Source organism: Paenibacillus phocaeensis (genome assembly GCF_900021165.1).
Taxonomy (GTDB): Bacteria; Bacillota; Bacilli; order Paenibacillales; family Paenibacillaceae; genus Fontibacillus; species Fontibacillus phocaensis.
This window is the reverse complement of record NZ_FCOQ01000018.1, coordinates 206,221-221,748: the sequence shown is the minus strand read 5'-3', so window position 1 is coordinate 221,748 and position 15,528 is coordinate 206,221. Positions and strand designations below refer to the sequence as shown.

Genomic DNA, 15,528 nt, shown 5'->3' with positions numbered 1-15,528 from the left:
TCAGCGTTAGAATGAAAACTACCCGCTTTTTGGCCAAATAAGCTCTCTGGCAAGCGTTAGAATAATTGCGCACGGGGCGGGACGACGGGCGGCGGGCAGTGCGAAAATTGAAGGTGTCATAGCGCGTTGAAGCTCAACCGCTTTCACTGCTTCGATCGCTTTCATCATTTCCACTGCATCGATCACATTGATCGCCCTGATCTTTCAAACGCCTAGACCACATTCGATCGCGCTGACCGCCCTCCCCCTCGCCCTCCCCGCCGTCGCTAGAACGTCCGGTAGAACAACCTTGCGCTGACCTTCTCCGGGATCGGCAGACGCTGCGAGACGGGCAGCATCTGCGGGAACGCCTTGTGCGGCTCGCGCTGATACCAGTAGGCGACCGACGAATAGTCGTTCGACTGGGCGTTCCCATGCCCGTGCTCGATGCTGAAGCGCAGCGACTTGCGGAAGATGATCGGGTCGACGATATGGAAGCGGTATTGCGTCATTTTGCCGGAATAGTCATTAAACGAAATCGTGTTGCTCTCTTTCCACGCATCGCCGTTTTCCCGGATCGGCGCATACAGCGACAAGCCGTGGTACGGAGCGTCATATTTTCCGGCGGGATATCCCCAGGCGGCGCAAAAATAATCCTCCGTCCCGGTCCCGTGCAGCCGGGGTGGCCACGGTTCGCCGTCGATGAAGAACATGTCGTCCCCCTCCCCCGGCCAACTGAAGCCCGGCATCGGGTTCAGATGGTCGATGCTCAGGTTGCAGCCCACATAGTGGCCTTCCCCCACCGCGTCCAGCAGGACGTAATTATCGTCCCCGGTCAAGTTTTTCAACTCGTAAACTTTCTGGTCGGCGTAATTCGCCTTGTCCTGCCGATCGTGCTCTACTTTCAGCGCAGCCAAGTCCACCAATCCTTGCGTCGGATTCTCCCTGCGCCAGGACGCGTGGAAGTAGAAACTGTCATCCGGCACCTCTTTCTCCACATAGTCCACGTAAAAGTACAAAATCAACTCGTCTTCGCACTCATTAATAATTTCGATCCGGGCTCCCTTGCGAAACGGCATTTCGAAAAAACAGTTCATCGCCGCTTTGTCTTCAATTACGCCCTGGGTCGTGATCATATTAAGCGGTGCAGACACATAATGGCTGGCCACACCGTGCCCGACGCCGAAGAAGTCGCCGACCGGCGAATCCACGCTGGGTTCCTGTTCGTCATCCCAATACATGCGGATCAATACTTTGCGGAACGCGTATTTGTTCCTGGCCGCAAGGGTCATCCAGATATGCTGGATCACCCCCGAACCGGCGATTTCCGCAATCGCCGCCGTTTGCCCGGCACCAATCACCATGAAGTCCCGGTTGCCGCCCGTTTGATCCCAGCTCGACAGCCGCCGGGACGTCCCTTCCTTACGCAAATATAACTCGTTCATACTACTCTCTCCTCCCTCGCATTCCAGAATCAAGCCTTAATCCCCGTCAACGTAATCCCTTCGATGAAATAACGCTGCCCGATGAAAAAGACTACAATCGCCGGCAGCAGCACCACGGTCGCCGCCGCCATCATCAAATGCCACTCCGCCGAATACATGCCTTTGAATTGCTGCAGCCCAAGGGCCAGCGTATATTTGGTTTCGTCACTTAAATAAACGAGCGGACCCAGGAAATCGTTCCACGCGGCCAAGAACGAAAACAAACCGACAACGATCAGCGCAGGTTTGGTAAGCGGCAGAATAATCGAACGAAAAATCCGCAGATGGCCCGCGCCGTCCACGTAAGCCGCTTCATCCAGATCCCGGGGGATGCTGAGATAGAACTGGCGCAGCAAAAAGATGTTAAACGCACCGCCGCCAAACCAGGCCGGAGCGATCAGCGGGATAAAGGAATTGGTTAAGCCCACTTGGCTCCAGCCGATAAACGTCGGGATCAGCGTAACCGCGTACGGCAACATCATGCTGGACAGCAGCAAGCCGAACACGAGGTTCCTGCCTCTCCATTTCATCCGGGCGAAACTGTAGGCGCTGATCGAGCTGGTGATAATGACGCCCAGCACCGAAAAGACGACGATGATCGCCGTATTCACGAAATACCGTCCAAAAGGCAGGATCGTCAGCGCCTCGCTGTAATTGGAAAATTGAACAGGATTGGGAATCCACACCGGCGGCAGCTCGAAAATTTGCCCCATATTCATCAAGGAACTGCGTATGAGCCACACCAACGGCAGCAGACTGAAGATCCCCCCGGCGGCCAGCACCAGATAGATCAGCCCTTTTTCAAACCAAGCCTTGGCTCTCATCGCGCGCCATCCCCCTCGTAGTAAACCCATTTATTTGATGTCCGGAACACAACGTACGTCAACACCATAATGATCACGAACAATACCCAGGCAATCGCGCTGGCGCTCCCCATCCGCGAGAACTGGAAGGCTTCCCGGTACAAATAGAACACATAGAACAAGCTGGCGTTATTCGGTCCGCCGTTCGTCATGACATACGCCTGCGAGAACACCTGAAAGCCGTTGATGATGCCCATAATCAGGTTGAAGAAGATCGTCGGCGTCATCAACGGAATCGTAATATGCCGCAGCTTGGCCAGCCTTGACCCGCCATCCATCTCAATCGCTTCGTACAGCGAGCGAGGAATATCCTGCAGACCCGCCAGGAAAATAATCATCGTTCCGCCCGTCGTCCACAGATTCATTAAAGCCAGAGAAGGCACCACCGATTTCTCGCCGAAAATCCATTGGCTTCCCGGCAAGCCCAGCGAGCGAAGCAGCTCGTTGGCCAGGCCGAGATCGGGATTCAGCAGCCACAGCCAAATAAACGAAATGGCGATGATCGGCACGATCGAAGGCAGATAAAAAATCGTGCGGAAGATCGACTTTCCTTTGACGTTCTGATTCAAGAGGATCGCCAGCAGAAAGGAGTAGATGATACCGGTCGGCACACTAAGAAGGACGAAGTAAAAAGTAACGGCCAGCGACTTGTAAAAATACGGGTCCGCCCCGCCAAACATCCGTCTATAATTGTCGAGCCCGGTGAAGGTTGGCGAATTGGATCCGGTGTAGTCCGTAAAACTCATGTACAAGCTGTACAGCATCGGGCCCAGCGTGAAGATAAGCAAGCCCAGAATCGCCGGCATGGCAAACAGCCAGCCGTAAAGTTCTGTTTGGGTGCGGCGTTTCTTTTGCATACGGTTCCCGGTCTGGGAAGTGATGGCTTCCATAAGCTAGTTCCCCTCCGTCAAAAACGCTGCCGAACGACGGCGCCGTTACAAGCAATGACGCGGCGCCGCCTTCGGACAAACGTCCGTTATTTCAGATAGGTGCCCTGCACCAGCGGCTTCACTTTCGTTTCGACTTCTTTCATCGCCGCTTCCGCCGTTTTTTCGCCGAGCCATACTTGATCCAGAGCTGCTGCGACCGCAGCATCGATTTCGACGAAGTTTTTAACATTGTTTTCCGGTGACGGCTCGGCATGTTCATAGGTGGAGCGCATCACGGCATCCTGGAAACCGGCCGGTCTTCCGGGCAGTTCCTCATTCGCCCATTGATCGATCAATTCCGGATCCTCGTACCATTTATTGAGCTGCGGCATCCACAACCCTTGATGCAAATCGAGCACGTTTTGCGGATCGGTGAGGAACTTGGAGAATTCCCAAGCTTCCTTCGGGTGCTTCGAGCTTTTGAAAATAATCAGGGAACCGCCGAGGAAAAACGTTTTGTAGTCCTTGATCACCGGAAGTACGCCAACGCCCCAGTTGATGTTGGTTTTGCTTAAATCGAGGTGGTTCCAGCTGCCGTCGATGATCATCGCCACTTTTTTGGACTGCAAGGCGGTGGCCGGAGCGGGAATGCTGCTGGCCTGAACCGGCGAAGGCGAGACGTGGTGTACGTTGATCAGATCGGCTACTTTTTGCAGCGCTTCGGTCGCCTCCGGCTTGGACAATCCGAATTCCTTGCCGTCCGCCGTCAGATAATCCCCGCCATTGGAGAGAACCAGCGGCATGTAAGACGACCAAGCCAGATTGAGTTTAACACCGTATTGCTTGATGTTCTTCGGATCGAAGCCCGGATCGTCCGGATGCTTGCCGTTCCGGTCGAGCGTCAGCCGTTTGGCGGCGTCGACGAACTCGTCCCAGGTCCACGCTTCCTCCGCCTTGGTAGGCGGCAGCTCTACCCCCGCTTCCTTGAACATATCCACGTTGTACATCAGGGAAGGGACGACGGAGGCCTGGTACGGTCCGGCGCTCTGGTCCTTGTCCCAGTTCCACCAGGCATACTCCAGGTAATCCTCTTTCTTGATGCTCGGATCGTCTTTCATTAAATCGAAGAAGTTGTAGATCAGCCCTTCCTCGCCCATTTTCAATTTCCAGGCGGCCGAATAGCTGATGTCCGGCGCTTCATTGCCGGCGATCATAGCATTCAGCTTCTGCAGAAAATCCGTGCCGGGAATGTGCACCGGATCGATAGTGATGTTCGGATTTTTTTGTTCAAACGCCTTGATGGCCGATTCGACCGCTTTCTTTTCCTCCGGGCTGCCCCAGAAGGTGAATTTCAGCGTTACCTTTTCTCCGTTATTCGCCCCCGCGTTATTTCCGTCGCCGTCTGGGCCCGCGTTCGTTTGCGAGCCTCCGCCCCCTGTTCCGCAAGCGGTTACAAATAAAGCCATGATCATGAGGATCATAAATGCGATCTTCCATTTTCCCGTTCGGTTTGTCATGGAATGCTCCCCCCGATTTTCAAAGTAAGCGCTGCAGCCGCTTGCTCTCATTGTAAAAGCGCCGCTCGTGAAAGCCTATGGGACGTTTTTTCGTTTCCTGTACGATTTTTCGCTCAATTCAAGATTCGACGTCGATTCCGCTCCCTGAACCTGCTTGGTCACGGGAAGATAACTTCCTTATTCCGGTTTTCCCTGAGGGATAACCAGTTTGACCCGGGTCCCGAGCTCCGGAACAGACTCGATGCTGATGCCGTACCGCTCGCCGTAAAGCAGCTTGATCCGTTTGTCGACGTTATGGATCCCGATGTGAGAGGAGTTCTCCTCCAGCACCTCCTTCAAATGTTCCGGCTCAATTCCGCATCCGTTGTCCTCCACGCAGAACTCGATATCGTCCCCCCGCTTGCGCCCGTAGATCGTAATGAGGCCGCCGCTTTCCATATCCCGGAAGCCGTGAATGATCGTATTCTCCACCAGCGGTTGCAGAAACAGCTTCGGTACGCTAACTTCCATCAGTTCCGGTTCAATGTTGAAGTCAACCCGAAAACGATGCTCAAACCGGTTGGACATGATGACGATATAATCCTTCAGCCACCCGATATCCTCGGACAGCGGCATCGAATCCTTGCGGTTGTCCGTCGTATAATGCAGCATGCGGGACAAGCTGACCAGCATCCGGCTGACCTGCTCCTTCTCGCCGTAAACGGCCATCCAATTGATGATATTCAGGGTGTTGTACAGAAAATGGGGGTTAAGCTGGATGTTGAGCGCCAAAATTTCCGTTTCGCGCTCCCGGAGTTTGGCCACATAGTTTTCGTCGATCAGTTGTTTCACCTTCTCGTTCATGCTGTTGAACTTCATCAGCACATGTCCCAGCTCGTCCTTTCCCTCCACTTTGATTTTGGCGTTGAAGTCGCCGCCGCCGACCCGTTTGATGGCGAGCAGCAGTTTGCTGACCGGCGAGGTGATCCGCATGGAAATCAGGTAGGCGAACAGCAGCGAAAGCAGCAGCAGCGAAGCGCCCAGGGTCAGGATAAAGAAGGTGATCGTCTGCGCGATATCTTGGGTCAATGCGCCCGGGGGAATGAGCACAACCGACGTCCAACCCGTGATGGCGGAGGTCGCGTAACAAGCGAGCATCCTTTTTCCGTCCACCGTCACATAAGAGGATCCGCTGCCGCGATTTTGCACCTCGCCCAGCCATGGCAAGTCGGGTTGGTTTCCGACGAGTTCCGCGTTCGCATGGGAGATAATTGTGCCGTCCGTGCCGGCTACCAAAAAAAACGCACCCTCGATCGGAACGCTGTTCCGAAAAAGGTCAGCATAGACATGATCCCGGAAATTCATCACCAGAATCGGCTTCTCCGCCCCTTCCCCGGCCCGCACAATGGAGTCCCCCCGCACGCAGGAAGGGTTCATTTGCCGCACGGCGGAGAATAAATAACGGTATTCGATATCGGCGCCGGCCAAATCCGGCAATTGATGCATCAAGCTGTAATTATACGTCGGCACCCAGGCCAAACGTCCCTTCTGCTCGGCGGCCTGCCGATATAACTCGGACTCGTAAAAATGATCCGGCGGGTACGTATTGCGCGCTTTGCTTCCGTATACGAAGGCGCGGGTGACGAGCTCCACCGAATACAAATCCCGGGATTGCGAGAAATAACGGTTCAGGATCTCCGTAACCCGTTTATTGGTCGCGAGCAGTTCGCTTTGGGCAGGCGCGGAACCGCTAAAAACTTGGAACAGATCGCATTCGACCATCAGGGAAAGGCTGTCGTCCTGAATGATCTTCAACCGTTCGTCGATGATTTGATTGTTCTTATGCACGATTTCCGTCACGTTGTCCCGGGCCAGCTTGAGCATGATATTTTTGCTGGCATAGAAGGCGCCCGTCCCCAAGGTCGCAAGGGGAAGCGTTATCAATACGATGTAGGATAAGATCAGCTTGTGTTTTAGTCGCATGGGCGTCACCTACAGCAGATCTTTCTTGCGGAATTCCTCCGGTGACAGGCCGGTTTCCCGCTTGAAGATTCGGGTAAAATACCCCGCATCCCTGAAGCCCACGCTTAGGGCAATTTCGGAAATCTTCCGGTTTCCGTCCTTCAGCAATTCCTTGGCTTTCTCCATCCGGAGCCGCAGCAAATATTCGGTAAACGTCATCGAAGTATGCGACCGGAAGAAGCTGCTGAAGTAAGCGGCGCTGAAAAAGAACCGTTTGGCGACCAACTCCAGCGACAGGTCCTCCATGTAATGCTCCGCGAGATACGTTTTGCACATCGCGATGATCCGCTCGTTTTTATTGTTCTTCCGGCTCTCGATGCTGTCGATAATCCGATGCAAATAATAACCTGCCTTCTCCTTGACTTCGTCAAGCGACGCGCAAGCGGGAATCTGAAATTCCATCTCGGAAACGAAATTGCCGGCTTCTTCGCTCCGGATGGACGTTTCGCTGGCTTTGACCAGGTTCACCAGCACGTACAGAAGGCAGCGCTTCAAATGAGCGGGAGAAGGATAGTCGCCGTCCAACAGCTGCCGGATCAACAAGTTCAAGGCTTCCAGCGCCGACTCTCGGTCCCTGTTCGCCACGGCGGCCGCGATTCCGGTATCGGCGGGAATCAGCTCCAGCGAAGGCTTGGACGGATTGTAAGCGATTTCGTAATTAACGATCAGTTTCCCGCTCCCGCAGTAAAAAGCGTAATCCAACGCATGCAAAGCTTGCCTGAAGGAACGGGGAGCCTCGCGATAGAGATCGGTTACGCCGTCGCCCACGCCGATGGATAGAGTAAGCCCGAATTCCTGGCGAATCTGCTCGATGAATCGGGTTAACCGCTCGGCCTCTCTCTTCATCAGCCATTCCAGGGAATGCGCGGGGGTAAGGACAGAGACCAGCATAGGCTCATCCCCGTCCAGGTAAAAGGATAAAGCCGGACCGATCGGTTCGGTCACCTGACTCATCCAGTCCTTGAGGCTGGTCTTCACTTCCGCGAATTCCTCGCCCCGATACTTCTCATCGATCTCGGATCTGGAGAACTTGGCAACAATGACGAATCCGGCCTGTCCCGGCGGGACCCGCCGTTCGATTTCCCGAAGCTCGTCTTCGTTCGCGGCCGAACGCAGCCAAAGGCTATACAGATGCTGCTCATAGACAGGGATGGCTGAACTGAGCTTCTCCTTGAGCTGCGCCCGGTCTTGGACGCTTAGCCGTTCTTTTTCAATCGCAGCGTCCAGTTTGTCCAGCATCTCCGCGATATCTTTGGATTCCAGCGGTTTGAGCAAGTAATCGAACGCGCCGAGCTTAAGCGCCTGCCTGGCGTAATCGAAATGCCCGTACACGCTGAGGATGACGATTTTTGTCGATTCGCCGCGCGCTCTCAATTGCTCGATCAATGCAAGGCCGTCCATATGAGGCATGCGAATATCCGTAAAAAGAATATCGATCCGGTTATCCAGGGCAATACGCAAAGCTTCCCCTCCGTCCCTGGCCATAAACAACCGATAATCCGGCCGATAGGCCTTGATCATCTCCGCGATGCCGCGGCGGTGACGCGGTTCATCGTCCGCTACCAGCACGTGATACATCATATCCCTCCCCCGAAGCGTCGATACTAGATTTTTTCAAAGACCCCTTACGCTGCCGGACGCTTTGCACGATTATCCCGTTGGGTCAGCCTCTCCTGTTGGATCAGCCTCTCCCTGTTGGATGAGGCTCCCCCTGATTGAGAGGGATAATCGTGCAAAGGCTCCCTCCGCATCATCGTTAGCGCAAGCTTACGCTGCCGGACGCTTTGCACGATTATCCCGTTGGGTCAGCCTCTCCCGTTGGATCAGCCTCCTCCTGTTGGATGAGGCTCCCCCTGATTGAGAGGGATAATCGTGCAAAGGCCGCCTCCGCATCATCGTTAGCGCAAGCTCGCTTCGATCCCCAAAGCCAGGGCGCCGCATAATCCCGCGTTATCGCCCAAGCCCGGCGGCACGATGTAGCTGTCCATTTCGTCAAGAATGGCTGGAGCCGCTACATAGCCGTTTAAGTTCCGGGCCACTCGCTTGCGAACCAGCGGGAACAACTGCTTCTGATGCATGACCCCGCCGCCAAGGATCACTTTTTTCGGCGACAGCAGCAGGATAACTCCCGAAAGAGCCTGAGCCAGATAGTAGGCTTCCATCTCCCATGCCTGATGATCGTCCGGCAATTCGCTTCCTTTCACTCCCCAGCGCTTTTCGATCGCCGGTCCGCTGGCCATCCCCTCCAGGCAGTCGCCATGAAACGGACAAGCCCCTGCGAAAGAATCTTCCGGATGCCGGCGGATCAAGACATGCCCTCCTTCCGGATGGACCAGCCCGTGCACTAATCTGCCTTCCGCATACACTCCGACTCCGACGCCCGTCCCGATCGTATAGTAAACGCAGCTATCCAGCCCCTTGGCCGCGCCCCACTTCGCCTCGCCGAATACCGCCGCGTTCACATCGGTATCGAAACCGATCGGCACCGGAAAGGATCGTTTCATATACCCAACGAAGTCAAACCCCGCCCATCCCGGCTTCGGCGTTGTGGTCACCCGTCCGTACGCAGGGCTGGAACGGTCCAGATCGATCGGCCCAAACGACCCGATCCCGATCGCCTCAACGCCCTTGTCCCGAAAAAACGCAACCGCTTGCTCCAACGTCGTCTCCGGCGTTTCCGTCGGAAAGCTGATACGTTCGAGAATTTCCCCCTGTTCATTTCCGACCCCGCAGATGAATTTCGTACCCCCGGCTTCAATCGCACCGATTCGCATAGGATCTCCTCCTCAAAGTTTGGTGAGTGCTTCTCTTTTATTTTACTTGCTTGGTAATCGTTTTACTATACCGTTTCGATATTTTCTTTAGCACAATCATTTTATTCGTTATAAAACAGCAATGTAACCGTTGACAAAACCAAAAACGGCGTTTATCATAATCCTTGTAAAACGTTTTACTAAATGGAGATGACAAGATGAGAAAAGTGTTTTTCAAACCGCAAGACGGATGGGTAGGAGACGTCATCCCGTTCTATGACCGTGGAGAGTATAAGCTCTATTATCTCCATGATCAAAGAGCTGGCGGCGATTACGGAAATCATACGACGTGGAACCTGATCACCACCAAAAACGGCCTGGATTTTGAGAATTACGGCGTCGTGCTGCCCAACGGCGGCGAAAACGAGCCGGACCGCAACGCTTATACCGGCTCCGTGATCAAGGACCATGACGGCTTGTACCACCTTTTTTACACCGGGCACAATCCCAACGCCGAGTTTTGCGTGGACGGCAAGCCCTTGCAGGTTGTATTGAAGGCCACCGGGACCGACGGAGTTCATTGGACGAAGGACGCTGATTTCAAGCTGTACGGCGACGGGGTGATTTACGAGAAGTTCGATTGGCGCGATCCGTTCGTGTTCTTCAACGAGGAACGGCAAGAATACTGGATGCTCGTGACCTCCAGACTAATGAACTCCTCCGAGAAGAAAGGCGGATGCATCGCCCTTCTCACTTCCGATGATCTGGTGCACTGGAATTATCGCGAACCGTTCTACAGTCCGGACAAATATATCACGATGGAATGTCCGGATTATTTTCAAATGGGAGACTGGCATTACCTGGTCTACTCGACGTTCAGCGAGAAGTTCGTCACGCATTATAAGAAGAGCAAGAGCACTCTGGGCGCGTACAGTTCCCCGATCCCGGACACCTTTGACGGCAGAGGATTTTACGCGGCGAAGACGGCCTCGGACGGATCGCAAAGGTACGCGTTCGGCTGGGTTCCTTCCAAGAAGGGGTCAAGCGATTACGGCGATTGGGAATGGGCCGGGACTCTGGTCGTGCATGAAATTTACCAAAATGATGACGGCGATCTGCTCGTTAGGATGCCTCAAGCCATCTATGAGCATTTTATTACCGAGACCGCACTCTCTCTCGAGGCGGAGAGCAACTGCCGCGATGACGGCAGCCGCTTCGAATTGGCTTCTCAAGATGGACTGGCCTACCGGGTGTTGAATGAACTTCCCGCCCAAGTCCTGATCGAAGCTGCGTTTACAGATTGGAACGAGGCGAAGGATTTCGGCATCGCGCTGCGCACCGACAAGGCGCTCGATACCGGCTATTTCATCAAATTCGATCCGTTCCACAACCGGATTGCTTTCGATATGTGGCCTCGGACCGAGCCCGGTTTCTTTCAATGGCAAATCGCCGGCGACAAACCGCAAATGATCGAATTGGAGCGTCCGTTCCGCTTTGCGGAGCACGATCAAATCCGCGTCAAGCTGATTTTAGAGGATGATATTTTGTGCCTTTACGTGAACGACAGAGTTGCGATGACCACGCGGATCTATAACTTCCAAACCGGCTATCTTGGTTTTTATGCCAATGAAGGTTCCGTTAAAGTTCAAGACGTCAAGATCAAGACCGGGGAATTGCGTTAATCTGTTGCGAATTTAAAAGTCTCTTCATGAGATTTTTAAAGATAAAATTAAAAATTGGGGGTTTTGAAATGGCAAAAAACAGCCGAAAGTTTAAGCTCTTCTCTCTTATCGTCATTTCCGCTTTACTTGGCACCGCTCTCGCGGGCTGCGGCGGTTCGGCGAACAAAAACGCCGGAGACAGCGCCGAGAATCAGGGGAATTCGTCCGCAGTCAGCGAGGGTAAAACGATTACTTGGCTGACAGCCCGGCCGGAGAACGGAGCGATCATTCAAACCGTTCGGGAGCTGGCGGACCGCTACGCGGAAGATCATCCCGGCTTCAAGCTGGATATTCAAGTAACGGCCGACAGACCTTCGTATCTGACCAAGCTGAGAACGCTTGTCGCTTCCGGCGAGGTTCCGGAATTTATCGATACGGATGCCGATCCCTACGCTCAGGAATTGGCGGAAGCCGGCATGCTGGTTGATATGAAGCAATTCTTGGACGAGCAGGGCTTGTACGATCAATTCTATGAACCTGCGCTGAAATACCAGGAACTGCCTGACGGCAGCTTGTATCTCCTCCCTTTGGAATATCATTTGGAGATGACTTGGTACAATAAGAAAATCTTCGCGGACAACAATCTGTCCGTACCGAAAACGATCGACGATATGCTTACCGTCAGCAAAGCGCTTAAAGACAAAGGCATCACTCCGATCGCCGTTGACGGCGTGGATGTCTGGCCCGTGCTGCGTTATGCGGCGATGATTCCGTTCCGCGCCACCGGGAATGAATTTGCCCGGAATCTGAGCCAAGGGAAAGCGAAAATGACCGACGAAGTCGGCATGCAGGCAGCCAACTTCGTTTCCGATATCGGCCAGTACTTCCAGCAAGGATTCGCCACGACGGATTATACGACCGCCCTTAACATGTTCCTTAACGGCGAAGCCGCCATGTATCGCATGGGCACTTGGGAAATCCCGTCCTTCGTGGACGAAAATCTGCCGGATAATATGAAGGGGAACGTCGATTATTTCTACCTGCCGACGATGGAAGGCGCCAAGACGCCGGATAACGAATTTTTCGGCAACAGCGGGATCGGCCTGGCGGCAACCGCGGACAAATTTGAAGGCACCGCCAAGGACTTCCTCAGCTTCGTTCTGAACAATTACAGCGACGTCTACGTGGCTAAACAGCAGATGTCCCCGCTGAAGTTCACGATTGAAGACGAGTCCAAATTCTCCGAGCTGTTCCTGCGGATCAAACAGGATATGGACAACTACGGTTCGGAATTTGCCAAGCCTTGGGATACGCTGCTGGATGCCAATACGAACTCCGTCATGAGCGATTTGATCATGAAATTGGCCATGGGGGGCATGACGCCAGAAGAGTTCGCCAAACAAGTTGACGACACCGTCGCCCAAAACGCAAGCAACTAAATCGTTGCGTTCATATTCTCTGTCCTCCTGCCCGGTCCGTTCAAGGTCCGGGCGGGGACTTTTCCTCCTAAGTTTGTCAATCTGAATCAATGGAGAGATTCCACATGAATGTACTCAAAGATAAGAAAGCATGGTTGGTATTTATCACGCCCGCCCTGCTCTTCTATTTGGGAACCGTCTTTGTCCCCATCATTCAGTCGCTGAACTACGGCTTTCAAGATTGGAACGGCATCAAGGACGCCAAATATATCGGGCTGGGCAATTATATCAAGATGTTTCACGACCCTTACTTTTGGAACTCCGTGCAGAACAATCTAGTCTACGTCATCATCGTCGTGTTGATGCAAGTGTTCATCGGGTTGTTTTTCGCGCTGTTGCTCTCGTACGTCAAAAAAGGGGCCGGCGTTTTCAGAACGTTATATTACTTGCCGGCTGTCGTGGTCACCGTCGCCATCGCCCAGATGTTCCGCAACTTCTATTCCTTGCAGCCGCTCGGCCTGCTCAACATGTTCCTGGGGTGGATCGGGCTGGGCCATCTGCAAAGCGCCTGGTTATCCGACCCGCACACCGCGCTGATCGCCGTCTCCATTCCCGAAGGCTGGCGTTTCACAGGGATGTACATGGTGATCTTCTATGCGGCGCTGATCGCCATTCCGAAAGAAATCGAGGAAGCCGCCACCATCGACGGCGTGAACGGCTGGCAGCTAATCCGTTACATCAAATTGCCGAGCATCAAGCACGTGTTGAGTCTGGCGCTGATCATGTGCACCACCGGGGCGCTGCGCGGCTTTGATATCCCTTATATCATCGGCGTGCCGGGTTCGACGACCGAGCTGGTCACGACCTATATGTACAAAAAAGCGTTCTCCACAATTCAATACGGTTACGGAAGCGCGATCGCCGTCTTTATCGTTCTCGAAAGCCTGCTTGCCGTCCTGATCATCCGGGCTATCTTTAATTCCAGGAAAGGAGAAGCCTAACATGAAATCCAAGAAGACTTCCCTGTCCTTCCTGCTCTATTTTATCGTGATCGCGATCCTGCTCGTCCAAATCTATCCGGTCGTCTGGCTGTTGTTGTCCAGCTTCAAATCGAGCATCGAATTGACGACAAAGCCGTTTTCGCTGCCGACGGTATGGTCGTTCGCCAACTATGCTGACGTATTTCGGGAAAGTGATCTGCTCCTGTATATCAAAAATACCGCCATCGTGACCTTCAGTTGCCTGGTATTGATCGTTTTCCTCAGCGCAACGGCGGGATTTGCTCTCGTCAAAATGAAGGTGAAGCTGAATTCCAAGCTGCTGCTGTTCTTTACGATCGGCATCATGATCCCGATTCAGGTCACCCTGATTCCGTTGTTTATCATGTACAAAGACTACGGGCTGCTGAATTCCTATCTGGCATTGATCCTGCCGCAAGTCGGCTTTGCCCTGCCGCTATCGATTCTGATCTTTACCAGCTTCTACAGCTATGTGCCTAATGAATTGATCGAAGCCGCCGTGATCGACGGCTGCAATATCTATCAGGTGTTCTATAAAATCATTTCGCCGCTGACTATCAACACGACGGTTACGGTCGCTTCGATCAACTTTATTTTCATCTGGAACGACTTTATATTTTCCAACACCTTTACGAACGACAAGCAATACAAAACGATCGCCGTCGGGCTCCAGGAATTCATCGGGGCGTTTGGCGCGACGGATTGGGGCCAGACGTTTGCAGCCATCTGCATCAGCATCATCCCGATTATCATCACTTACCTGTTCCTGAATAAATATGTGATGGCCGGCGTGTCCGACGGCGCGGTCAAAGGATAAGAGACCAGCAGAGACAAAGGAGAGATCCCCATGCAATCGATGAATCAACTTTTTGGCAGAATGAAAGGGAGAAGCAGAGCAATCACAGCGGAAAATCCGCGCGGCTTGAAAGGCGAAGGCGGACAAGCGGCCGGCCCGCTAGGGGTGGCCCGGAAAGGCAAAGCCTTCATCCCGCTGGCCCAGGGCGAGACGGCCACGCTCGTCGATATCGAAGGCCCCGGCATTATCCAGCATATCTGGATGACCGTAACCGATCAGACCGAATCCGGCTGGTTCGTATTGCGCGACCTGGTGCTGCGGATGTATTGGGACGGCGAAGAATCCCCGTCCGTTGAAGCTCCGCTCGGCGATTTCTTTTGCAACGGCTTTGGCGCCAGAGCGGTCGTCAATTCCATACCGATCGTGGTCAATCCGGTTGGCGGCATGAACAGCTACTTTGCGATGCCTTTTAGAAAGGCGGCCAAAGTAACCATTACGAATGAACATCCTCAGGAAATCGAGGCGTTTTTCTACCAATTTGATTACATGCTGGTCGATGAGCTTCCGGAGGACACGGAATATTTCCACGCTCAATTCCGTCGGGAAAATCCGACGAAGCTTAAGCAGGATTATACGATTCTTGATGGAATTAAAGGAAGAGGGAAATACATCGGCACCTACATGGCCTGGACCTCCCTGTCCCGCTATTGGTACGGCGAAGGAGAAGTGAAATTTTACCTGGACGGCGACAAGGACTGGCCGACGATTTGCGGCACGGGGGCGGAGGATTACTTCGGCGGCGCCTGGGGGTTCGTGAGACCCGACAACGGCAATCCGGTTCATGAGCAGACGTACTCCACCCCATTTATGGGTTTTCCGTATTTTGCAGTAACGGATACGACAAGAGCGCATATTTACGATGGAGCCGCTTGTCCGATGCGCGGTTTCTATCGTTGGCATATACTTGATCCCATTTTATTTGAGGAGGATTTGCGGGTCACCGTTCAGCAGATCGGGCATGACGGCAAGGCGTTGTTCGAAAGAAGCGACGACGTGAGCTCCGTATCTTACTGGTATCAGACTGAGCCGCATCAAGCGTTTCCCGAACTGCCCGGCGTGCTGGACAGACGCCCGCGCTAATTTGGAGACACTTTGCAAAACATAAAGA

12 protein-coding genes are annotated in these 15,528 nt (G+C 53.6%); 5 read left to right on the top strand and 7 right to left on the bottom strand.

Annotated features, from left to right (window positions below):
- Positions 1 to 266: 266 nt before the first annotated feature.
- The 7 genes from BN3795_RS11130 to BN3795_RS11100 all read right to left on the bottom strand — a co-directional run bounded on the left by BN3795_RS11130 (position 267) and on the right by BN3795_RS11100 (position 9,487).
- Positions 267 to 1,424 (bottom strand): glycoside hydrolase family 172 protein, encoded by a 1,158-nt coding sequence (locus tag BN3795_RS11130; protein ID WP_068784748.1) that lies wholly within the window; start codon positions 1,422 to 1,424, stop codon positions 267 to 269.
- A 29-nt stretch (positions 1,425 to 1,453) separates the two neighbouring features.
- Complete coding sequence (locus BN3795_RS11125) at positions 1,454 to 2,287, bottom strand: carbohydrate ABC transporter permease (protein ID WP_068784747.1); 834 nt, start codon at positions 2,285 to 2,287, stop codon at positions 1,454 to 1,456.
- Positions 2,284 to 3,183, bottom strand: a complete 900-nt coding sequence (locus tag BN3795_RS11120; RefSeq protein WP_110945175.1) for a carbohydrate ABC transporter permease — start codon at positions 3,181 to 3,183, stop codon at positions 2,284 to 2,286. The genes BN3795_RS11125 and BN3795_RS11120 overlap by 4 nt, the downstream gene beginning before the upstream one ends.
- Positions 3,184 to 3,302: 119 nt before the next feature.
- Complete coding sequence (locus BN3795_RS11115) at positions 3,303 to 4,712, bottom strand: ABC transporter substrate-binding protein (RefSeq protein ID WP_068784745.1); 1,410 nt, start codon at positions 4,710 to 4,712, stop codon at positions 3,303 to 3,305.
- A 177-nt stretch (positions 4,713 to 4,889) separates the two neighbouring features.
- A complete protein-coding gene (locus BN3795_RS11110; protein ID WP_068784744.1) occupies positions 4,890 to 6,674 on the bottom strand; it encodes a cache domain-containing sensor histidine kinase in 1,785 nt (594 codons plus the stop codon).
- Positions 6,675 to 6,683: 9 nt separating this feature from the next.
- Complete coding sequence (locus tag BN3795_RS11105; RefSeq protein WP_068784743.1) at positions 6,684 to 8,291, bottom strand: response regulator transcription factor; 1,608 nt, start codon at positions 8,289 to 8,291, stop codon at positions 6,684 to 6,686.
- A 320-nt stretch (positions 8,292 to 8,611) separates the two neighbouring features.
- Positions 8,612 to 9,487 (bottom strand): ROK family protein, encoded by an 876-nt coding sequence (locus tag BN3795_RS11100; protein WP_068784742.1) that lies wholly within the window; start codon positions 9,485 to 9,487, stop codon positions 8,612 to 8,614.
- Between the two features lie 197 nt (positions 9,488 to 9,684).
- Here BN3795_RS11100 and BN3795_RS11095 point away from each other — a divergent pair, with 197 nt between their 5' ends.
- The 5 genes from BN3795_RS11095 (at position 9,685) to BN3795_RS11075 (ending at position 15,500) form a co-directional block, all read left to right on the top strand.
- Positions 9,685 to 11,148: a glycoside hydrolase family 32 protein gene (locus BN3795_RS11095; protein WP_068784741.1), complete on the top strand. Its 1,464-nt coding sequence runs from the start codon at positions 9,685 to 9,687 to the stop codon at positions 11,146 to 11,148.
- Between the two features lie 68 nt (positions 11,149 to 11,216).
- Entirely contained in the window at positions 11,217 to 12,566 is a 1,350-nt protein-coding gene (locus tag BN3795_RS11090) for an ABC transporter substrate-binding protein (protein WP_068784740.1), read from the top strand.
- 104 nt (positions 12,567 to 12,670) lie between these two features.
- Positions 12,671 to 13,546, top strand: coding sequence for a carbohydrate ABC transporter permease (locus BN3795_RS11085; protein ID WP_068784739.1), 876 nt, complete (start codon positions 12,671 to 12,673; stop codon positions 13,544 to 13,546).
- Position 13,547: 1 nt separating this feature from the next.
- Positions 13,548 to 14,381: a carbohydrate ABC transporter permease gene (locus BN3795_RS11080; RefSeq protein ID WP_068784738.1), complete on the top strand. Its 834-nt coding sequence runs from the start codon at positions 13,548 to 13,550 to the stop codon at positions 14,379 to 14,381.
- Positions 14,382 to 14,411: 30 nt separating this feature from the next.
- The gene (locus tag BN3795_RS11075; protein WP_068784737.1) at positions 14,412 to 15,500 is read left to right on the top strand and encodes a glycoside hydrolase family 172 protein; all 1,089 of its coding nucleotides are present in this window, start codon (positions 14,412 to 14,414) and stop codon (positions 15,498 to 15,500) included.
- Positions 15,501 to 15,528 lie beyond the last annotated feature (28 nt).

Coding starts and splice junctions, on each gene's coding strand:
- BN3795_RS11130 (WP_068784748.1), bottom strand. CDS start 1,424: ATGAACGAGTTATATTTGCGTAAGGAAGGGACGTCCCGGCGGCTGTCG.
- BN3795_RS11125 (WP_068784747.1), bottom strand. CDS start 2,287: ATGAGAGCCAAGGCTTGGTTTGAAAAAGGGCTGATCTATCTGGTGCTG.
- BN3795_RS11120 (WP_110945175.1), bottom strand. CDS start 3,183: ATGCAAAAGAAACGCCGCACCCAAACAGAACTTTACGGCTGGCTGTTT.
- BN3795_RS11115 (WP_068784745.1), bottom strand. CDS start 4,712: ATGACAAACCGAACGGGAAAATGGAAGATCGCATTTATGATCCTCATG.
- BN3795_RS11110 (WP_068784744.1), bottom strand. CDS start 6,674: ATGCGACTAAAACACAAGCTGATCTTATCCTACATCGTATTGATAACG.
- BN3795_RS11105 (WP_068784743.1), bottom strand. CDS start 8,291: ATGTATCACGTGCTGGTAGCGGACGATGAACCGCGTCACCGCCGCGGC.
- BN3795_RS11100 (WP_068784742.1), bottom strand. CDS start 9,487: ATGCGAATCGGTGCGATTGAAGCCGGGGGTACGAAATTCATCTGCGGG.
- BN3795_RS11095 (WP_068784741.1), top strand. CDS start 9,685: ATGAGAAAAGTGTTTTTCAAACCGCAAGACGGATGGGTAGGAGACGTC.
- BN3795_RS11090 (WP_068784740.1), top strand. CDS start 11,217: ATGGCAAAAAACAGCCGAAAGTTTAAGCTCTTCTCTCTTATCGTCATT.
- BN3795_RS11085 (WP_068784739.1), top strand. CDS start 12,671: ATGAATGTACTCAAAGATAAGAAAGCATGGTTGGTATTTATCACGCCC.
- BN3795_RS11080 (WP_068784738.1), top strand. CDS start 13,548: ATGAAATCCAAGAAGACTTCCCTGTCCTTCCTGCTCTATTTTATCGTG.
- BN3795_RS11075 (WP_068784737.1), top strand. CDS start 14,412: ATGCAATCGATGAATCAACTTTTTGGCAGAATGAAAGGGAGAAGCAGA.